The sequence below is a fragment of the Streptomyces sp. PA03-3a genome (assembly GCF_033792735.1).
Taxonomy (GTDB): domain Bacteria; phylum Actinomycetota; class Actinomycetes; order Streptomycetales; family Streptomycetaceae; genus Actinacidiphila.
Genome location: NZ_JARAVM010000072.1, coordinates 1 through 17,616 on the forward strand (window position 1 = coordinate 1; position 17,616 = coordinate 17,616).

A 17,616-nucleotide genomic window follows, 5' to 3' on the forward strand; every position below is an offset into this window, starting at 1 on the left:
GTGTCCGCCTGCCCGGACGCGATGCGGTAGCTCGAACTGCCCGAGTCGATACGGGTCAGCGCCCCCGGGGCGCCGTTCGCCATGGCCTGCTTCTGGACGTCGAGGACCGCACTGACGGAGGGGCTGGGCAGGGTGGACGTGGCCGCGCCGGCGGGGGAGGCGGCCAGGGCGGCCACCGCGGTGCAGCAGGCGAGCACGAGGCCCGCGTTCTTTATACGCATGCTGGACTTTCTGATCCGGGAACGGATGACCGTTGGCGGGGCGGCGCCGCCTGATGGGGCGACGGCGCGCCCGGGGGCGGCGGGGACCCGGGTCGCGCCGGGTCCCCGCCGGTTGAGCGGCCGTGCAGACTGTCAGGGGAACGGACGGGGGACGCACGTACCCCCTCCACCTCTCAAACCACCGTCCGGCGGGGAATGGTTGACAGACTTCGCGATCTTTTCCGGATCACCGGAGGCCCGCCGTCGACGGCGCCGGAACCTCCCCGTCACGCAGTAAGGACACCTTCGGATGCACGCGCTTCTCGTCGAGGACGACGACCGCATGGCGCACGCCCTCGGCACGGCCCTGGCCCAGCGCGGGCACACCGTGCGCCGCGTCGGCCGGGCCCTGGACGCCCTGCGGTTCGTGCACGAGGCGGAGTTCGTCCTGCTCGACCTCGGACTCCCTGACCTGGACGGGCTGGAGCTGCTGCGGCGGCTGCGCACCGTCTGCGGCGCCCCCCTCATCGTCGTCACCGCCCGCTGCGAGGAACGCGACATCGTCCAGGGACTGCGCGCCGGGGCCGACGACTACGTGGTCAAGCCCTTCCGCATGGCGGAGCTGATCGCCCGGATCGACACCGTGCGCCGCCGCAGCGGACCGGCGGCTGCAGGGCGCGACCGACCCGCGCCGCCCGGCGCGCCGGTCACCGTGGGCGACACCGAGATCGACCCGGTCGCCCGCACCGTCACCGTCGCCGGCGGCGAGGTGCGGCTGACCCGGCGGGAGTTCGACGTCCTGGCCCATCTCGCCGCCCGGCCCGAGGAGGCCCACTCCCGCGAGGAGATCCTCGACCGGATCTGGGGCGACGCCTTCCTCGCCGCGTCCCGCTCGCTCGACGTCCACGTCGCGGGCATCCGGGCCAAGACCGGCCGGCCCGCCCTCATCCGCACCGTCCGCGGCTTCGGCTACCGGCTCGGGGACGGCCGGTGAGGCGCCGCCTGCTGGCCGTCCTCACGGCCCTGATGGGCGCCGCCGCCCTCCTGCTGTCGCTGCCCCTCGCCGACGCGTACGCCCGCGAACGCACCGAGCACCTGCTGCTGCAGCGCCGCGCCGAGGCCGTCCGCTTCGCCGATCTGGCGGAGCGGGCACGCACCGCCGCGGACCGCGCGGAGCTGTCCGCCGAGATCCGCCGCTACGCGCAGCTGTACGGAGCCGGTGTGACGATCACCGACACGGCCGGGAGGACCCTCGCCCGCTCGGGCCCCCGCACACCCGCGGGAGCGCTCGCGGAGGCGAGCAGCCGTGCCCTGACCGGGCGGTCCACCGACCGGCTGCCGACACTGCGCCCCTGGGGGCCGCACAGCGTCGTCGTCGCGGAACCGGTCGGCCGCGACGAACGCGTCAGCGGCGCCGTCCTGCTGACCGTGCCCACCGCCGCCGCCCGCCACGACGTCGCCGTGCGCTGGCGGCTGATCGCCGTGGGCGCGCTCACCGCGTTCACCGCCGCGGCCCTCGTCGCCGCGGGGATCGCCCGCTGGCTGCTGCGCCCCGTGATCGATCTGGACCGCGCCGTCGAGGGGATCGCCTCCGGCAGTCTCCGGGCCCGAGCCGCCTCCGACACCGGGCCGCCCGAACTGCGGCGTCTGCGGCGCCACTTCAACTCCATGGCCGAGGCCGTGGCGGCCTCGATCGGCCGTCAGCGCGACTTCGTCGCCGACGCCTCCCACCAGCTCCGCAACCCCCTCGCCACCCTCGTCCTGCAACTGGAGAACGTCGAGCCGCACCTGACCTCCGCTCCCGGCCGCGCCGAGCACGCCCGTGCCCTCGACGAGGCCGAGCGGCTGGAGGAACTCCTTGACGGACTGCTGGCCCTGGCCCGCGTCGAAGCGGGCACCGCCCCCCTCGCCGACGAGGACGTCTCCGCGGCGGTACGGGGACGCTGCGCCGCCTGGGAGCCGGTGTTCACCGCCGCGCAGCTGCGCCTCACCGCGGACGTGCAGCACGGGCTGCGCACCCGGGCCCTGCCCGACGCCGTCGGCCGCGTCCTTGACGCGCTCCTCGACAACGCCGCCAAGTTCGTGCCGCCCGGGAGCCGGGTCGACGTCCACGCCGGCCGCCGCGAGGGCGAACTGCTCGTGCTCGTCGGCGACGACGGGCCGGGAGTCCCGCCGGAGCAACTGCCCCTTCTGCTGCGGCGCTTCGGCCGCGCGCCCGGGCACCAGAACACGCCCGGCAGCGGTCTGGGCCTCGCCATCGCCGACGAGATCGCCCGTGGCAGCGGCGGCAGTCTCACCGTGCGGGCCGCCGCGCCGCGCGGGCTGCGCTTCGAGCTCCGCCTGCCCGCTGCTCAGCCGAACACCGAGCGGTAGTACGCCGCCGCCCCCGGGTGCAGCGGCACGCTTCCGGTGGAGATCGCGAACCGCGGTTCCAGGCGCGCGCCCGCCGTCACCTCCGCCAGCAGCACCCGCCGGCGGTCGAACACCAGGGCCAGCAACTCACGCACCGCGGCTTCCGGTACGTCGGCCCTGGCCGCGAGGTAGTTGCTCACCCCGATCGTGCCGACCGGCTCGCGCAGCCCGTAGGCTCCCGCCGGGATCGTCACCGCGGAGTACACCGGACCGTACGCGGCGCGCAGTTCCGCCACGTGACCGTCCAGGGCCAGGAAACGCAGCGGGATCTCCCGGGCGAGGTCGGCCAGCAGTGGTGTCGGCACCCCTCCGGACCAGATCAGCGCGTCGACCTCCCCGTCGCGCAGCGCAACGGCGGACTCCGCCGCTTCCATCTGCCGCGCCCGCACCGCCCGGGAGCCGGTCAGCCCGGCCGCCCGCAGCAGCCGCTCCGCGACGATCTGCGCGCCCGACCCGGAGGCGCCCGCGGCGACGGGACGCCCGGCGAGCTGCCCCAGCGCGCGGACGGGGCCCCGGGCCGGCACCACGACGTGCGTGTGGTTGACGTACACCCGGGCCAGCGCGGTCACCTCGACCCGCCGCGGGAACAGCTCACGCCCCAGCACGGCGTCCTCGGCCGCGTCCGCCATCGTGAGCGCGAGCTCCGCCGAACCGGCGTCCAGCCTGCGCAGGTTGTCCACGCTCGCCGCGGTCGCCAGCGGTACGACCTCCAGGCGCCGTCCGGCCGCCCCCGCGGCCCGCGCGAGGGCCCGCCCGAAGGCGTTGTACGGCCCGCCCACCGCCCCCGTCGCGAATCTGAGCCGCGTCGCCGGCTCCGGCTCGCCGCCGCACCCGGCCACCAGCGCCGCGACCGCCCCGCCGCCCGCGGCGAGCAGGCTGCGGCGGGTCGCGGTGGGCGTGGCGGCGCGGATCACCCGCGCAGGCTAGCCACTTCCCGCGGCGGTGTCAGGCCCCGGACGCCCAGCCGGCGTCCGGGGCCGGGTACGTGCGGTCGGCGGGTGGCCGCCGCTCCACGCAGGGAGGTGACGACGGCGAGGACCGTGCCGGCCGACAGGACGGCGGCGAGGCCGATCATGGTGGGCACCAGCGCCGCGTGCCGGATCACCAGGCTGGACGCCACGGATGGCAGGCCCATGCCGAGGTGCGCGATGACGAGGAAGACATGGCGGCCGACGAGCGGGCGACCCTTTCGGACGTGGCGGGGCAGATGCACCAGGCCTTGCGGCGGGAGCTGAGGCGGCGCGATGACGGCGAACGGCTGGAGTGGTTCGCCACCGCGGTGCTGGCCGAGTTCCCGCACGGCGGCGAGCACGTCCGCCTGGTGAACCTCGGCCATCCGGCGCTGCTGCTGCGGGGCGGACAGGTGCGCGCCGTCGAGCCACACCGGCGCGTGAGGCCGGCGCGGCCGCGGCGGCGGTCTGCGCGACCGCGGCCCCGAACACCGGGCCCGCGCCCGCCCCGGCGACGGCCACGGCGAAGAGGAAGAAGCCGAGCGCCGGGCGGTGGATCGCCAGGGCCGTGAGGACCATCCCGACCGGGAACGCCGCGGTGCCGAGGGCGAACCGCCGCCGCTGCGCGAGCGCGCCCAGCGCGAGCTGGGCCGCTGTCCGCCGCGGTCAGCGGCCGAATGCCCGCAGCACCATCTCCGCGTAGCGGTGCCAGACCGACGGATCGGGTTCCTTGAGCCGCACCAACTGCAGTGCCGCGCCGCAGAGGAGCACGCGCAGATCCAGCGCGGTGGTGTCCTCGCGCAGCGCCCCCGCCGCCCGTGCGGTCTCCATGGCGTCGGTCAGCGACTGCAGGACCGACACGGCGGCCGGGGAGGCCGCGTCCGCCAGCCGTTCGGCGAGCAGGCGGTCGCGGGCCAGGACGTCGAAGAGCGCCAGGACGTGGCACCGGAAGGCCTCGTCGGGGCCGGGCCGCGCCCGGGCCGCCGCGGTGCGCCGCTCCAGCTCCGCCAGGCTCAGCCGGGTGACCGTCTCGAGCAGGTCCTCCTTGGTGGGGAAGCTGCGGTAGACCGTCGCCTTGCCGACCTGGGCCCGCGCCGCGATCTGGGGGACGGTGGCCAGGGTGCCGTGTTCGCGGAAGACGTCCACCGCGGCGGCGACCACGCGGTCGTGGTTGCGGCGGGCGTCCGCCCGTCGCGGTGACGCGGTCGTCGGCCGGTCCGGGTCGGGGGAGTGCGAAGGGCTCATGGGACGGACGGCCTGTCTGGGGTCGGGGCGGGGCGCAGCCCCGTGAGTGCGGAGGCCCATGGTATCGGACCCCGGGGTCCGTTTCGCTGGATCGGCGGACCCTCACCGGAGCCACCCCTGCGGGCCGCCTGCCAGCCCAGTTGCAGCGGATTCAGGTCATGGGGCGGAGCCCGCCGTGGCGGGACGCGGCCGCGGCCACCGCCGTCATGCAGGGGGTGCAGTACTCGTCGCGGCAGTCGTCGTCGGAAGCCGCGACGGGCCGTGCGGTGAGCGCGCGGCCGCAGAGGGCGCTTCCGTCGAGCCGCAGAACATGCCACAACCGGGCGGATCCGGTTTCCGACGCCATGGGTTCGGCGCGCATGTCGTACATCGGCGACCTCCCACTCGAACGCGGATGCGGTCACGCTCATGGGACGCCGATCGCCCCGCGACCGCGACCAAGGCGCCGCCGAACGGGTGAATCGCGCAGCGTGACGGGCGGGCGGTCAGCCGCGCCCGACGAGCATCAGCAGCTCCGCGACCAGCTCCAGCACGGCGTCGACGTGGGGCAGGGACATCGACTCCACCATGAAGTGCTCGATGCCCGTCTCGGCGGAGAGCGACTTGATGGCGTCGGCGACCCGGTCCGACGGGGTCCCCTCCACGACGTTGACCCGCATGACGGTGTCCAGCAGCGAGGGGTCCCGTCCCGCCGCACTGGCGAACTCGTCGATGAGGGCGCGCTGTGCGAGCACCGTCTCGGCGTCCACGTAGTCGGGGACGAGGCACGCGGGCAGCCAGCCGTCCGCGCGTTCCCCGATGCGCCGGAGCGCCGCGGGGGCCCCGCTCGGCGCTCCGAAGTAGAAGGGCGGCCGGGGCTTCTGGACGGGCTTCAGCGGCGAGTGCTGCAACGGAAGGTCCAGGTGGTGTCCGTGGTACTCCACCGGGTCCTGGGTCCAGAGCAGTTCGAGCGCGTCGAGCATCTCGTCCGTCCGGGCGCCGCGCTTGGTGAAGTCCGTGTTCGCCGCGGTGAACTCCTCCGGCGACCAGCCCACGCCGAAGCCGGGGATGAGCCGGCCGCCGCTGATCCGGTCGATCGTGGTCAGGCTCCGGGCCAGGTGCGCGGGCGCGTAGATCGGCGCGATGAGGACGTTGGTGCCCAGCTGCACCCGCTCGGTGGCGGCGGCCGCCACGCCGAGCAGGACGAAGGGGTCCGCCGCGGTCCGGTACTCCACCGGGATCGTGGTGCCGGGGCCGGTCGCCCCGATCGTGGGGTCGACGGCGGCGAAGTGCCGGTCCCCCGCCCACAGGCTTGCCGCACCGGCCTTCTCGGCCTCCCGGGCGAACTCCGCCGTCCGGTCGACCTGGTGGGCCACGTGGTGCAGGTACGGAAGCGCAAACCCGATCTTCATGGAAACCCCTCGTTCGCCTGGAAGGCAAGCCGGACACGGCGGTAGCCCACGCCGGAGGCCGCGATGAGGCCGTAGGCGTCACCCACCCTGCTGGCTCCCGCTCCCGCGGTGAAGGCCCTGTCGATCCTGGGAGCGGCCGGGACCACCCACCGCCTCTCCGGCGCCCGGTCCGTGGCCCCCTTCGCGCGTCCTGGTCGTCGCGCACCTGGGGTAGCCGGTTGAGGAAGGCACCCGAGGGCGGGGACGAGCACCTGGCGGAGCGGGTCGACAGATCGGCGAACGTCGTGCGCGAGGCCTACTCGGCCCGCTGCGAGGAGGGGCCGGACGGGCTCCCCTGCGCCCGGTCTCCCTGGTCGCCGCGGGCGCGCCGCTGTCGCAGTCCCTGAGGTTCGCCACCGAACTCCTGCCGCCCCTGCGCGCCGCAGCCCGCTGACCGCCGCGTCAGGCGGCCCGGTCGGGTTCCAGGGTCTGCTCGGCCCAGATGGTCTTGCCGGCCAGGGCGTACCGGGTACCCCAGCGGCGCGAGCACTGCGCCACCAGGAAGAGCCCGCGTCCGCCCTCGTCGGTGGCGGCCGCCCGGCGGATGTGCGGCGACGTGCTCGCGGAGTCGCTGACCTCGCAGATGAGCGTGCGGTCCAGGATCAGCCGCAGCCGGATCGGGCCGTGCCCGTGCCGAATGGCGTTGGTGATCAGCTCGCTGACGATGAGTTCGGTGGAGAAGGCCAGGTGTTCCAGCCCCCACTGGTCGAGCTGCCGCAGCACCAGCGAGCGCATGTCGCCGACGGCCGCCGGGAGCGGGGGCACGGTCCACGTGGCCAGCTTCCCCGGGTCGAGGGGCCGGGTCCGGGCGAGGAGCAGGGCCAGGCCGTCCTGCATCGTGAGATGGGCGGCGACCAGGTCCGAGATGGCGCGGCAGGCCTCCTCGATCGGGCGGCCCCGGTCGGCGACGACGGAACTGAGCCGGGCGGCGAGGGTCTCGCAGGTGTCCGTGGGGCGCTGGAGGCTGTGGCTGGAGAACACCAGGGTGCTGCCTTCGGCGAGTTCCAGCTCCAGAGGCTCGAACACCGGGTCCCCCTGACCGAGCGGGCTGTTGATCGGCACGTCGGGGATCACCACGTCGCCGGCCCGGCCGACGACGGCGGGCGGCGGATGCCCGGCACTCGCCATCACGCACCGCCGTGAGACAGGGTCGTAGACGGCGTACAGACAGGTCGAGCCCTTCAGCCCCTCCACCACCGGCGCGGACCCGGTGGAGTGTTCGCGCTCCAGGAGCCGCGGCACCATGTCGTCGATCTGGCCCAGCAACTCGTCCGGCGTCAGGTCCACTTGGGCCAGGGTACGGATCGCGGAGCAGATGTGCCCCATGCACGCGGCCGCCTGGAAACCCGTCCCCGGCACCGCGCCCACCACCAGGGCGACGCGGGCCCCCGACAGCGGGATCACGTCGAACCAGTCACCGCTCACCCCCGCGTGCACCCGCGACGGCCGGTAGTGCTGCGCCACCTCGACCGCGCTCTGGTCGGGGACGCTGCGCGGCAGCATGCTCGCGTGGAGGGTGAGGGCGGCCATGTGCTCGTTGGTGTAGCGGCGGGCGTTGTCCAGGCAGACCGCGGCGCGCGCGACGATGTCCTGGGCGAGGACGAGGTCGTCGGGTTCGAAGGGTTCCCTCGTGCGTCCCCGGTACAGGTGGACCAGGCCCAAGGTCGCGTCCCGCGCGCGCAGCGGGACGAGGATCAGGGAGTCGATCCCGTACGCGACCATCGCCTTCATCCGCTCGTCGGCGGTGTCGCACAACCAGCCGGCATCCGGGTCGAGCACGGGGATCAGCCGCGGCCTGCCGTCGGCGAGGCTCAGCACGTGCGGCGAGTCCGGGGGGTAGTTCTGCAGTTCCCCGGGCCGGCGGATCCGGCTGATGATCTCCGGGTCGACGGCGGTGCGGGCGAGGGAGCGTACCGCGACGGGCCCGTGGCGCATCGGCTCCGGCTCCGCGCCCTCCACGACGTCGTCGAGGAGGTCGATCGTCGCCACGTCGGCGAGCCGCGGGACGAGTACGTCCACGAGCTCCTCCGCCGTGCGCCGCACGTCCAGCGTGGTGCCGATGAGCATGGCGGCCTCGTCGAGGAGCGCCAGGCGTTCCCGCGTCCGGTGGCGGTCGGTGATGTCGATGATCAGATCGGTGACGCCGAGGACGTCGCCGTCCGGCGCGGTCAGGACGACCGAGGAGACGTGCCAGACGTGCTCCCGGTCCGGATCGGCCGCGGTGCGCCCCTGGTGGACGGCGTTGACGACCGGCCGGCCGCTGTCCAGAACCCCCTTGAGGCGGCGCTCGATCGCCATCGCGTCCAGGCCCGGGAGGACCTCGGCGACGGAGCGGCCGAGGGCCTCCTCCTCGGGGAACCCGTGGATGCGCTCCAGTGCCGCGTTGATCCGCACGAAGCGCAGGTCCCGGTCGTACACGGCGATGCCGATGGGCGCCTGGGTGAAGAGGGCCTCCAGGATCGCCTGGCCCTCCGCGGCGGCCGGCGGGGGCGCTGGGACCGCGACGACCATGGTGCCGCCGCCCTCGTGCCCGCCCGGCTCGAGCAGCCGCGACGTGTGGAGGACGACGTCCGCGAGGCCGCCGTCACGGCGGGTCAGGACGGCACGGTGCCCCGGATCGGCCCCCCGTGCGCGGTCGTCCCCCGAGGGTCCGGCGAACGCCTGCGGCCACAGCGCGGCGGCGGGCCGCCCGATGACGTCCGCGGGCCGGAAGCCGAGGAGCCGCTCGGCCGCGGCACTCCACGCGGAGACGACGCCGTCGTCGTCCAGGACGAACCCGGCGACGTCCTGGTCGCGGGACGCCTCCGAGAAGCGGTGTCCGAAAGGGGTCTGTGAGGGTGTGCCCATACTCAGTCCTGTCACGCAAGGTGACGATCCCGAAGGCCCGGGGGGATCGCCCGGGCGCCGGCGAGACGGCTGCCGTCGCTGGTCCCGCGGCAGGGCCGCCTCATGGCCGTGCCACCACTCAGGCTACCGAGACCCACCCGCCGGCGCCCGACCTGAGCGGGTCCGGTCGTACGGACGGTCACCGCCCGGCCACCTCGGGGCGGACGACTCGCGCGGACCGGCGTCCGGTTGTGCCTGGTACCAAGGGGGCCACTCACCTGCGGGCGGAGTTGGTTACGGTCGAGGGCATGGACGCTTCGAATGCGCTGGGTGAGTTCCTGCGGGCTCGCAGGCGCCTGGTTCGGCCGGAGGACGTCGGCATCGGCATCAGCGGGACGCGGCGGGTCGAGGGTCTGCGACGGGAAGAGGTCGCGATGCTCGCCGGGATCAGCACGGACTACTACCTCCGGCTGGAACAGGGACGCGACCGCAATCCGTCACCGCAGGTGCTCAACGCGATCGCGCGGGCGCTGACCCTCGACCAGGCCGCCGCCGACCACATGAGCGGTCTGACGCGGGCCCAGGGGATCCACGCGTCCCCCCGGACGCGGTCCCGCGGCCGCGCACCGCGCTCCGAACAGGTGCCACAGAGCATCCGCGAGCTGATCGACGGATGGAGCGGCAACCCGGCCTGGGTGCAGAACCGGTTCTTCGACGTCCTCGCCGCCAACGACCTGGCGTCGGCCCTGTCGCCCCACTACGCCCCGGGTGTGAACCTGCTGGCCGCCGCGTTCCTCGACCCGTCGGAACGCGAACGGCGCATCGACTGGGAGCTGATGACCCGCAAGGGCGTGGCCACCCTGCGCGCCCTGGCCGGGCCCGACGTCGACGACCCCCGGCTGACCGAACTGGTCGGCGAACTCTCCCTCCGCAGCGACCGCTTCCGCGACCTGTGGGCGCGCCACGACGTCACGCCCCACACGGGCCAGGTCTCCCGACTGCGGCACCCCCAGGTCGGCGACCTGGAGCTGCGGTCGAACAAGCTGACCATCGCCGGGAGCGGCGGACTCATCCTGGTGGTGTTCCACCCCGAGCCGGGCAGCCGCAACGCGGAAGTCCTGCAGATGCTCGGCAATCTCAGCGCCTCCGGCCGCACGGCGATGGGGGAGAACCGGGACCGTCGGACCGCGACGGAACGGTGAGCGCGGCACTCCGGTCCCGCGACGTACGACGGGCGCGCCGGTACACGGCGCCCGGACAGCGAAAGCGACGAGGATGACAGACACACGGATTCCGACGGTGACGCCCGCGCCGTACGGTGGATCGGCGACGAGCCCCGGGCACGGCGTGGACCTCGCCCGGGTGACCGCCAACTTCCGCCAGTACCTGCTCGGATGGGGCGCGGAGGAACGCGGCGAGGGGGAACTCGACTACTACCGCAGCGGACTCGCGACCCCGCAGTTCAACGGCGTCGTCCGCACACCCTCGCCGCACGGTGTCGGGCAGGCCGCCGCGAAGGCCCGGGCCCGGCTCGCCGGCCTCCCCTGGTGGTGGTGGGTGGGCCCGGACAGTCCCGAAGGCACACCGGCCGAGCTCGCCCGGCACGGGCTGCGGGAAATGGGTTCCGTCCCGGTGATGGTCCGGCCGCTGGACCGGCTCGCCGAAGCCGGGGAACGTGCGGACGGGCTGCGGATCGAGACGGTCGAGGGGCCCGCGCGCCTGGCGGAGTTCGTCCGTACCTACAGCACCTCCATGGGCATCCCGCCCGGCCTGGAGGACGACATGGCGCGCATCGAGGCGCAGCGCTCGGACAACGCGGACGTCGTGCGCCTCGCCGCGGTGCTCGACGGCCGCATCATCGGTACGACCGTGGTCATCGCGGCGCACGGCCATGCGGGGATCTTCCTCGTCCACGTCTCCGAGACCCACCGGCGCCGCGGCATCGGCACCGTCCTCACGGCGGCCGCACTCCGCGCCGGGCGCGACCGCGGGATGGACTTCGCGGCCCTCATGGCCAGCCCCGCGGGCGAGCCCCTCTACCGCGGCCTCGGCTTCACGACGGTCTCCGAGTACCGGCTCTTCGCCCTGCCCGCGTGAGACACGGCGGCGCGCGGCGCCGCCCGGCTGACGACGCCCGCCGGAGGGACCCCCCGCGGCGGGCGTCCCGTCGTGCGGCCGGAGGTCGCCGGGGCACCCGTGGGCGGTCGCCCGGAGGCTCGTCACCAGGGCTGAGGCCGGCATCGGCCGAAAGTCGCAGCGCACCGCGAAGAGGTCTGACTTCCGCCCGAAGCGGATCGTCACACGGGCTTCGTAGCGTGCTTGCCATGAGCACCACGCCACGTACCGGACCCGCGGGCACCCTCGCCACGGCCGTCGCTCCGGGCCCCCGGTACCCACTCCGGCGCCGGCTGCGACCCACCCTCACCACGGTGACGCCTCGTGTCCGTCCGGCCCCCGCGGCGCCGGCCCGACCGCGACACCCCGAAGGGCTTCCCATGCCTTGCGCACAACTGACCGCTCCCGCCACCCGCCTCGCCGAGCCGCCCCGCCCACCCGGCCGCGCGGCGGGCCCGGAACTGCGGCTGGACCTGGCGGCGGTCGCCGCGAACACCCGCCTCCTCGCCGCCCGCGCGACTCGCCTGATGGCGGTGGTCAAGGCCGACGGCTTTGGACACGGTGCGGTCGAGACCGCCCGGGCGGCACTGGGCGCGGGCGCGAGCTCGCTCGGCGTCACCTCCGTCGAGGAGGCGATGTCGCTGCGGCACGCGGGACTGCGCGCACCGATCCTGAGCTGGCTCAATCCGGTGGACGCCGCCTTCGACGAGGCCCTGCGGGCCGACGTCTCGATCGCCGTACCCGGTCGCGAGCACATGGCCGCGGTGGTCCGCGCCGCGTCGCGGACGGGACGGACCGCGAAGGTGCACCTGCACCTGGACACCGGGATGGCGCGTGACGGTGCCGACCCCGCGCAGTGGGGCGACCTGTGCCGGCAGGCCCGGGAGGCGGAGCGAGGCGGCCTGGTCCGGGTGACGGGTGTCATGGGCCACCTCGGCTGCGCGGACACCCCGGGGGACGCGTGCACCGACCGCGCACTCGAACTGTTCCGCACGGCGTCGGCCGTCGCGGTACGCGCCGGGCTGCGGCCGGGCGTCCGCCATCTGGCCGCGACCTCGGCGACCCTCACCGACCCGCGGACCCGCTTCGACCTCAGCCGCGTCGGCGCCGGTCTCTACGGCATCGATCCGACGCGCACGACACGGCTGCGTCCCGCACTGACGCTGACCGCGCCCGTGGTGTCGGCCCGCACGGTACCGGCCGGTACCCGGGCCGGATACGGGCACACGTGGACCGCCGCGCGGCGTACTCACCTGGCCCTGCTGGCCGTCGGATACGCGGACGGCCTTCCCCGCGCGGCGTCCGGCCGTGCCGAGGTGCTCCTCGCCGGTCGCCGCCGCCCCGTGGTGGGACGCGTCTCCATGGACCAGGTGATCGTGGACTGCGGCGATCGCCCGGCCGCACCCGGCGACATCGCCACCGTCTTCGGGACGGGCGACGCCGGCGAGCCCACCGTCCAGGACTGGGCCCGGTGGTCCGAGACCATGGAGCACGAGATCGTCACCGGCCTGGGCACCCGCCTGCGCCGCACCGTGCACGACTCGGGGGTGGCCGCGTGACCGCCCCCCGGAACGCCGCCCGCATCCGTGTCGCCGTCATCGGCGGCGGCCGCAGCGCCGAGCACGAGGTCTCCCTGGCGTCCGCCGCGTCCGTCCGCTCGGCGCTCGATCCGGCCGCCCACGACGTCGTGGGCCTCACCATCGGACGCGACGGGGTGTGGCGGGACGCCGCCGGACAGCCACTGGCGGGCTCCTCCGCGGCGAGCATGTCCGCGGCACTCGGCGTACTGGCGGGCTGCGACGTGGTCTTCCCGGTGATGCACGGCCCGATGGGCGAGGACGGCACCCTGGCGGCGCTGCTGGACCTCGCGGATCTGCCGTACGTCGGTGCGGGAGTCCGGGCCGGCGCCCTGGCCATGGACAAGTGGGCGACGAAGCTGGTGGCCGAGGCGGTGGGCATCGCCGTCGCCCCCGGGTACCTGGTCACCGCCGAGAGCGCTGACCGGGCGCGCTTCGACCGCCCGGTCGTCGTCAAGCCCGTCGCCGCGGGGTCCAGCCACGGCGTGTCCCTCGTCACCGAGGAGGCGGAGCTCGCCCCGGCGATCGCCGCCGCGCTCCGAATCGACGACAGGGTGCTGGTCGAGGATCTGGTGACCGGCCGCGAGGTGGACCTCGCCGTGCTGCAGCGCGCGGATGGTCGCCTGGTGGTCGGGCCGCCCCTGGAGATCCTCCTCGACGACGGACGCCTCTTCGACACCGAGCAGAAGTACGACGGCGGAGCCAGGTTCCTGATCCCCGCTCCGCTGGCCGCACAGGAGCACGACCGGCTCGCCGAGGCTTCCCTCGCCCTCTTCACGGCGCTGGGCTGCCGCGGAGTGGCCCGCTGCGACTTCTTCCTCACCCCCGACGGTCCCGTCCTCAACGAGGTGAACACCATGCCCGGCATGACCGCGCAGTCCCAGGTCCCCAAGATGTTCGCGCACCGGGGACTGACGTACCCCGCGCTGCTCGGCGAACTCGTGCGGGGTGCCCTCGCCGCCGGTGCGACCGCCGCCGCTGCGACCGCCGGGCAGGTGGGACGGTGACCGGGCAGCACCGCGTCGGCGACACCGATCCGGCCCGTCCGCCGGCCCACCAAGGCGGCACTCCCGGGGAACCCCCGGTGCACCGCCTGCTGCGCACCGCCCGGGTCTACGCCCAGGCCGTCCTCGACGTGGTGGTCCTGGGCTCGGGAACGGACCCCGCCGACTCCGGCCGCCCTTCCGGTCAGTCCCCGGCCCGGGAGAGCGGACCCCGGTCCTCCGAGGCGGATCGGTGACACTGGACAGAACACCCGGAGCGGCTTTCGCCCGGTCGGTGAGCGGAAACGGAGAAGGCGGGAACGTGAGGAACAGCGCTGACGGCCTCTTCGAGCGGTTCCTGCGGGCCGTCGGCTGGCTGGCCGCCGCCGTGGTACTGCTGGTCCTGGCCACCCTGGACGTGGCCGTGAACGCGGTCCAGCCGCTCGTGGTCCTGCTGGCGATCGCCGTCGCCGTGGTCATGCCGCGTCTGAAGGCGGCGCCGCTGGGCACCGGGGCCCTGCTCCTGGGAGCCTTCCTGGTGCTGGTGGCGCTCATCATGCCGACCGTCGGCTACGGCATCGTCGTGCCCTTCGGGTTCACCGTCGCCGTCGTGGGCCTCGTCCTCATCGGGCTGGCCGCGTGGCGGGCCGAACCCGTACGCGCCGGCTTCGCGGTCCCGCTCCTGCTGGCGGGTCTGGTGCTCCTGCCCACCCGGCTGGGGAACGCCAAAGCGGCGGTGGTCCTCGCGCTGGTCATCGCGCTCGGCGGGGTCATCGCCAGTGCGGCGGGACTGTACCTGCGCATGTTCCAGACCAACCGCCACCGGCAGATGATCGCCGCCCAGCAGGCCCAGCGGACGGGCATCGCGTCCGATCTCCACGACTACGTCGCCCACCACGTCACCGGCATGGTCGTGCTGGCGCAGGCCGCGCAGACCGTGGCCGCGAGCAAGCCGCAGGCAGTGCTTCCCGCCCTGGAACGCATCGAGGCGGCCGGTGACGAGGCGATGACCGCCATCCGCCGCATGGTCACCCTGCTGCGGGAACCCGACGCCCACGCCAGGCTCTCGCCCCCCGGTACGATCGCCGACATCGCGGCCCTCGCCGGTCACTTCACCTCCGACAGCGGCCTGCGGGTGCGGCTGAGCATCGAGGGCGAGGCGGAAGTGGTCCCCATCGACGTGCAGTCGGCCGTGCACCGGGTGGTCATGGAGTCGCTCACCAATGTGCGCAAGCACGCCGGCGACGCCCGGACGCTCGACATCCTCGTGCGCTGCCACGTCCGGCCCGCGGCGGTGACCGTCGAGGTCTCCAACGACGGCCGCGGCCGCGGCGGCGGCCACTCCCCGGACGGCGGCTACGGCCTCAAGGGCCTGCACGAGCGGACGGTGGCCCTCGGCGGCTCCTTCACCGCCGGCCCGAAGGTCCCGGAGGGCTGGACCGTACAGGCGCACATACCGACCAGAGGTGCTTGATGACCATCCGTGTCCTGCTGGCCGACGACCAGACCATGGTCCGCACCGGCTTCTCGCTGATCCTCGGCGCCGAGGACGACATCGAGGTGGTCGGAGAGGCCAAGGACGGTCTCCAGGCGCTGGAGATGGTCCGTGTGCTCGCGCCCGACGTCGTCCTCATGGACATCCGCATGCCGCGCATGGACGGCCTGCAGGCCCTGCGCGAACTGAACCACCCCGGCTCCGCCGGGTCGCCGAAGGTCGTCGTCGTCACCACCTTCGACGACGACGAGTACGTGCACGAGGCGCTGAACAACGGCGCCTGCGGCTTTCTCCTCAAGGACTCCGGTCCGACCCTGCTGACCGAGGCGGTGCGCGCGGCGTACTCCGGAGAGGCACTGGTCAGCCCGGCGATCACGATCCGCCTGCTGAAGGGCCTGCGATCGCCGCGGACCGCCGCCCCCGCGGGATCGGGCCTCTCCTCGCGCGAGACCGACGTCGCCCGTCTCGTCGCCGAGGGCCTGACCAACGCGGAGATAGCGGCCGCGCTCTTCGTGTCCCTGGGAACGGTCAAGACCCACCTGGGCAACATCCAGACCAAGCTCTCCGCCCGCAACCGCGTGGAGATCGCCCTGTGGGCGTGGCGCTCCGGCCTCGCGGAACGGTAGCGGCCTCCCGCGCCCCGCGCATGGTCGATGGTCACACCGTACGAGCGCGACAGGAAGCCCACACCGCCGGCCGTCGCCACCCCCCCCGACGCCCCACGAGGCCGAAATCGGGCTGATGGCCAGTTCGAGCGCGCGCTCCGGGGCGACGTCACCCCAGCGGGCGCCGGCCCCACCCGGACCAGGCGCCGTTCCCGGTCGATCACCTCGACGCCGTTCAGCGACCCGAGGTGGATGACGACGCCGCCGTCGTCGGTGGAGGAGCCGCTGATGCCGTGACCACCACTGCGCACCGCGAGCGGCGCGTGCGGAGGCGAGGGCGGCGGCCGTCTCGGCCGCGTTCGAGGGGCGCAGCACCGGGCCGGGCGCGCCGGCGGTGAAGCAGGTGGAGCGCACGCGCGCGTAGGCGCGGTCACCCCGCTCCACGGCACCCGGGGCGAGCGGAGCGGGAACCGACTCGTCGTCGATGCCCGGGACCCGCCAGGCGAGGGCGGCCGCGGTCCGCGCCGATGTGCGGGTTCGGGGCGCTGCGGAAGCATCGAAGCCTGTGTGGGTGAGGTGATGGCCGCCCGCCGTCCGTCTGCCCGATGGGCGGTGTGGGGCCGGATCCCCTTCCCCGGTGGGCGGGTACGGGGTCCCGGGGTGCCGGGAGGGATTCGTGTCCGGACGGGGGGCGACGTTCGGTGCATTCCTTGTCCCTGTGGCGATGCCGAATGCGTGTTGCCGGCCGCCGACGGATCGACCCCGCGGAACTCCGCCGGTCAGAAGAAACCCGGTTGCTGCCCCGCCTTCCCAACGGACTGCCGGCGCCGCGCCTTCGGCGGCGTCGCGCGAATTGCGAGTCACTTCTCCGCGGCGCGGCCGGCACAGAAATTCCGGCAGTGTTCCGCGACCCTGAACTCCGCGTGGACGGCATCGGCGGCAGCCGCCGAGGCACGGACCGGCTGATCGCCGCTCGGCCGAAAGGCGGAGCGGCCTCACCACGGGTCGGACTTCTGCCCGAAGCGACCGAGCGCGGGGCCCTCGTAGCGTGGCCGTCAAGAGCTCCCCCTCGTGGAACAGGCTCGCCGGCATCCCGATTCGGGCCGCCACGGCGGTCCTCGCACACGGGGCACGGCGGGCTCACCTTCCACCGTCACAGGAGGCTTGCGATGTCCCCTTTGCTGCACCGGCTGCTGCACTCGGCCCGGGTCTACGCGCAGACGGCCCTCGAGGTCGCAGTCCTCGGCGCGGGTGACGAGCTGATGAACCCGGATCCGGCGGTCTCCCGGACTGCCGCCACGACCGGCCGTCCGCCCGGCGCGGACACATCGGTGACGGCGGCCTGAAGCGCGCCCGTGAAGCACGGCGCCGGGTACCCGGGGTCGTGCCGGGGCTTCGCCGCCGCTGCCGAGCGCCCCGGCCGGCCTCGGCCGAAAGTCGTAGAGGGGCACCGGAGATCGGCCTTCTTCCCGAGGCGCGGCGGCGAGCGGGCCTCCTAACCTGCTCGTCACGAAGGGGACACCCTCGGTGGGGATCGGCGCCCGCGCACGTCGGGCCGGTCGTCCACCCACCCCGGAGGGGGCGTGCCGTCAGCGCGACGGCCGTACAAGCAACCGACAAGGCCTGGCAATCAAGGAGCACCAGTGAGTGACGCCGTCATGGGCGCCGCGTACGGAAGAGACCCCATGGACATGGGCGGTCCTTTGGAGGAGTCGGCGATCGAGGCTCATGGGGTGGGGCGGAGGTACCGTCGGGGCTGGGCGCTGCGGGACTGTTCG

General features: G+C 74.4%; 17 protein-coding genes and 2 pseudogenes. 11 read left to right on the forward strand and 8 right to left on the reverse strand.

Annotated elements, in window-relative coordinates:
- A pseudogene (locus PV342_RS39985) lies at positions 1 to 221 on the reverse strand (serine hydrolase domain-containing protein); the annotation flags it as partial.
- A 289-nt stretch (positions 222 to 510) separates the two neighbouring features.
- On the opposite strand from PV342_RS39985, the gene PV342_RS39990 reads away from it, so the two are divergent.
- A complete protein-coding gene (locus PV342_RS39990; protein WP_500321063.1) occupies positions 511 to 1,194 on the forward strand; it encodes a response regulator in 684 nt (227 codons plus the stop codon).
- The gene (locus PV342_RS39995) at positions 1,191 to 2,573 is read left to right on the forward strand and encodes a sensor histidine kinase (protein ID WP_500321065.1); all 1,383 of its coding nucleotides are present in this window, start codon (positions 1,191 to 1,193) and stop codon (positions 2,571 to 2,573) included. Before PV342_RS39990 ends, PV342_RS39995 begins: the two co-directional genes overlap by 4 nt.
- Here the strand turns inward: PV342_RS39995 and PV342_RS40000 are convergent.
- Together PV342_RS40000 and PV342_RS40005 are read right to left on the reverse strand one after the other, a co-directional pair.
- Positions 2,552 to 3,526 (reverse strand): TAXI family TRAP transporter solute-binding subunit, encoded by a 975-nt coding sequence (locus PV342_RS40000; RefSeq protein WP_500321067.1) that lies wholly within the window; start codon positions 3,524 to 3,526, stop codon positions 2,552 to 2,554. The genes PV342_RS39995 and PV342_RS40000 overlap by 22 nt on opposite strands.
- Complete coding sequence (locus tag PV342_RS40005) at positions 3,523 to 3,732, reverse strand: hypothetical protein (RefSeq protein WP_500321069.1); 210 nt, start codon at positions 3,730 to 3,732, stop codon at positions 3,523 to 3,525. Before PV342_RS40005 ends, PV342_RS40000 begins: the two co-directional genes overlap by 4 nt.
- 87 nt (positions 3,733 to 3,819) lie before the next feature.
- Here PV342_RS40005 and PV342_RS40010 point away from each other — a divergent pair, with 87 nt between their 5' ends.
- Positions 3,820 to 4,134 (forward strand): hypothetical protein, encoded by a 315-nt coding sequence (locus PV342_RS40010; RefSeq protein ID WP_500321078.1) that lies wholly within the window; start codon positions 3,820 to 3,822, stop codon positions 4,132 to 4,134.
- Positions 4,135 to 4,228: 94 nt separating this feature from the next.
- On the opposite strand, the gene PV342_RS40015 is transcribed toward PV342_RS40010, so the two are convergent.
- The 4 genes from PV342_RS40015 to PV342_RS40030 form a co-directional block, all read right to left on the reverse strand.
- Complete coding sequence (locus tag PV342_RS40015) at positions 4,229 to 4,807, reverse strand: TetR/AcrR family transcriptional regulator (RefSeq protein WP_406261052.1); 579 nt, start codon at positions 4,805 to 4,807, stop codon at positions 4,229 to 4,231.
- A 151-nt stretch (positions 4,808 to 4,958) separates the two neighbouring features.
- Positions 4,959 to 5,177: a hypothetical protein gene (locus PV342_RS40020; RefSeq protein WP_400809495.1), complete on the reverse strand. Its 219-nt coding sequence runs from the start codon at positions 5,175 to 5,177 to the stop codon at positions 4,959 to 4,961.
- Between the two features lie 115 nt (positions 5,178 to 5,292).
- The gene (locus tag PV342_RS40025; protein WP_500321072.1) at positions 5,293 to 6,198 is read right to left on the reverse strand and encodes a TIGR03619 family F420-dependent LLM class oxidoreductase; all 906 of its coding nucleotides are present in this window, start codon (positions 6,196 to 6,198) and stop codon (positions 5,293 to 5,295) included.
- A gap of 441 nt (positions 6,199 to 6,639) precedes the next feature.
- A complete protein-coding gene (locus tag PV342_RS40030; RefSeq protein WP_500321074.1) occupies positions 6,640 to 9,084 on the reverse strand; it encodes a SpoIIE family protein phosphatase in 2,445 nt (814 codons plus the stop codon).
- 287 nt (positions 9,085 to 9,371) lie between these two features.
- Here PV342_RS40030 and PV342_RS40035 point away from each other — a divergent pair, with 287 nt between their 5' ends.
- From PV342_RS40035 to PV342_RS40065, 7 genes are all read left to right on the forward strand, one after another.
- The gene (locus PV342_RS40035; protein WP_400809483.1) at positions 9,372 to 10,265 is read left to right on the forward strand and encodes a helix-turn-helix domain-containing protein; all 894 of its coding nucleotides are present in this window, start codon (positions 9,372 to 9,374) and stop codon (positions 10,263 to 10,265) included.
- A 97-nt stretch (positions 10,266 to 10,362) separates the two neighbouring features.
- Positions 10,363 to 11,160, forward strand: a complete 798-nt coding sequence (locus PV342_RS40040) for a GNAT family N-acetyltransferase (protein ID WP_400809479.1) — start codon at positions 10,363 to 10,365, stop codon at positions 11,158 to 11,160.
- A 398-nt stretch (positions 11,161 to 11,558) separates the two neighbouring features.
- Complete coding sequence (alr, locus tag PV342_RS40045) at positions 11,559 to 12,737, forward strand: alanine racemase (protein ID WP_400809477.1); 1,179 nt, start codon at positions 11,559 to 11,561, stop codon at positions 12,735 to 12,737.
- Positions 12,734 to 13,762: a D-alanine--D-alanine ligase family protein gene (locus tag PV342_RS40050; RefSeq protein WP_400809473.1), complete on the forward strand. Its 1,029-nt coding sequence runs from the start codon at positions 12,734 to 12,736 to the stop codon at positions 13,760 to 13,762. Before alr ends, PV342_RS40050 begins: the two co-directional genes overlap by 4 nt.
- Positions 13,759 to 13,995, forward strand: a complete 237-nt coding sequence (locus PV342_RS40055) for a hypothetical protein (RefSeq protein WP_400809469.1) — start codon at positions 13,759 to 13,761, stop codon at positions 13,993 to 13,995. The genes PV342_RS40050 and PV342_RS40055 overlap by 4 nt, the downstream gene beginning before the upstream one ends.
- A 65-nt stretch (positions 13,996 to 14,060) precedes the next feature.
- Complete coding sequence (locus tag PV342_RS40060) at positions 14,061 to 15,212, forward strand: sensor histidine kinase (protein WP_400809466.1); 1,152 nt, start codon at positions 14,061 to 14,063, stop codon at positions 15,210 to 15,212.
- Positions 15,212 to 15,859: a response regulator gene (locus PV342_RS40065; protein ID WP_018562834.1), complete on the forward strand. Its 648-nt coding sequence runs from the start codon at positions 15,212 to 15,214 to the stop codon at positions 15,857 to 15,859. The genes PV342_RS40060 and PV342_RS40065 overlap by 1 nt, the downstream gene beginning before the upstream one ends.
- Before the next feature lie 23 nt (positions 15,860 to 15,882).
- Here the strand turns inward: PV342_RS40065 and PV342_RS40070 are convergent.
- A pseudogene (locus PV342_RS40070) lies at positions 15,883 to 16,545 on the reverse strand (FAD-binding protein); the annotation flags it as partial.
- A 462-nt stretch (positions 16,546 to 17,007) separates the two neighbouring features.
- Here PV342_RS40070 and PV342_RS40075 point away from each other — a divergent pair.
- On the forward strand, positions 17,008 to 17,184 hold the full coding sequence (locus tag PV342_RS40075; protein WP_329190043.1) for a hypothetical protein: 177 nt from the start codon (positions 17,008 to 17,010) through the stop codon (positions 17,182 to 17,184).
- Positions 17,185 to 17,616 lie beyond the last annotated feature (432 nt).

What these genes read in the sequence shown, in the direction of transcription:
- PV342_RS39990 (WP_500321063.1), top strand. Translation starts at nt 511, where the DNA reads ATGCACGCGCTTCTCGTCGAGGACGACGACCGCATGGCGCACGCCCTC.
- PV342_RS40010 (WP_500321078.1), top strand. Translation starts at nt 3,820, where the DNA reads ATGCACCAGGCCTTGCGGCGGGAGCTGAGGCGGCGCGATGACGGCGAA.
- PV342_RS40015 (WP_406261052.1), bottom strand. Translation starts at nt 4,807, where the DNA reads ATGAGCCCTTCGCACTCCCCCGACCCGGACCGGCCGACGACCGCGTCA.
- PV342_RS40020 (WP_400809495.1), bottom strand. Translation starts at nt 5,177, where the DNA reads ATGTACGACATGCGCGCCGAACCCATGGCGTCGGAAACCGGATCCGCC.
- PV342_RS40025 (WP_500321072.1), bottom strand. Translation starts at nt 6,198, where the DNA reads ATGAAGATCGGGTTTGCGCTTCCGTACCTGCACCACGTGGCCCACCAG.
- PV342_RS40030 (WP_500321074.1), bottom strand. Translation starts at nt 9,084, where the DNA reads ATGGGCACACCCTCACAGACCCCTTTCGGACACCGCTTCTCGGAGGCG.
- PV342_RS40035 (WP_400809483.1), top strand. Translation starts at nt 9,372, where the DNA reads ATGGACGCTTCGAATGCGCTGGGTGAGTTCCTGCGGGCTCGCAGGCGC.
- alr (WP_400809477.1), top strand. Translation starts at nt 11,559, where the DNA reads ATGCCTTGCGCACAACTGACCGCTCCCGCCACCCGCCTCGCCGAGCCG.
- PV342_RS40065 (WP_018562834.1), top strand. Translation starts at nt 15,212, where the DNA reads ATGACCATCCGTGTCCTGCTGGCCGACGACCAGACCATGGTCCGCACC.
- PV342_RS40075 (WP_329190043.1), top strand. Translation starts at nt 17,008, where the DNA reads ATGTCCCCTTTGCTGCACCGGCTGCTGCACTCGGCCCGGGTCTACGCG.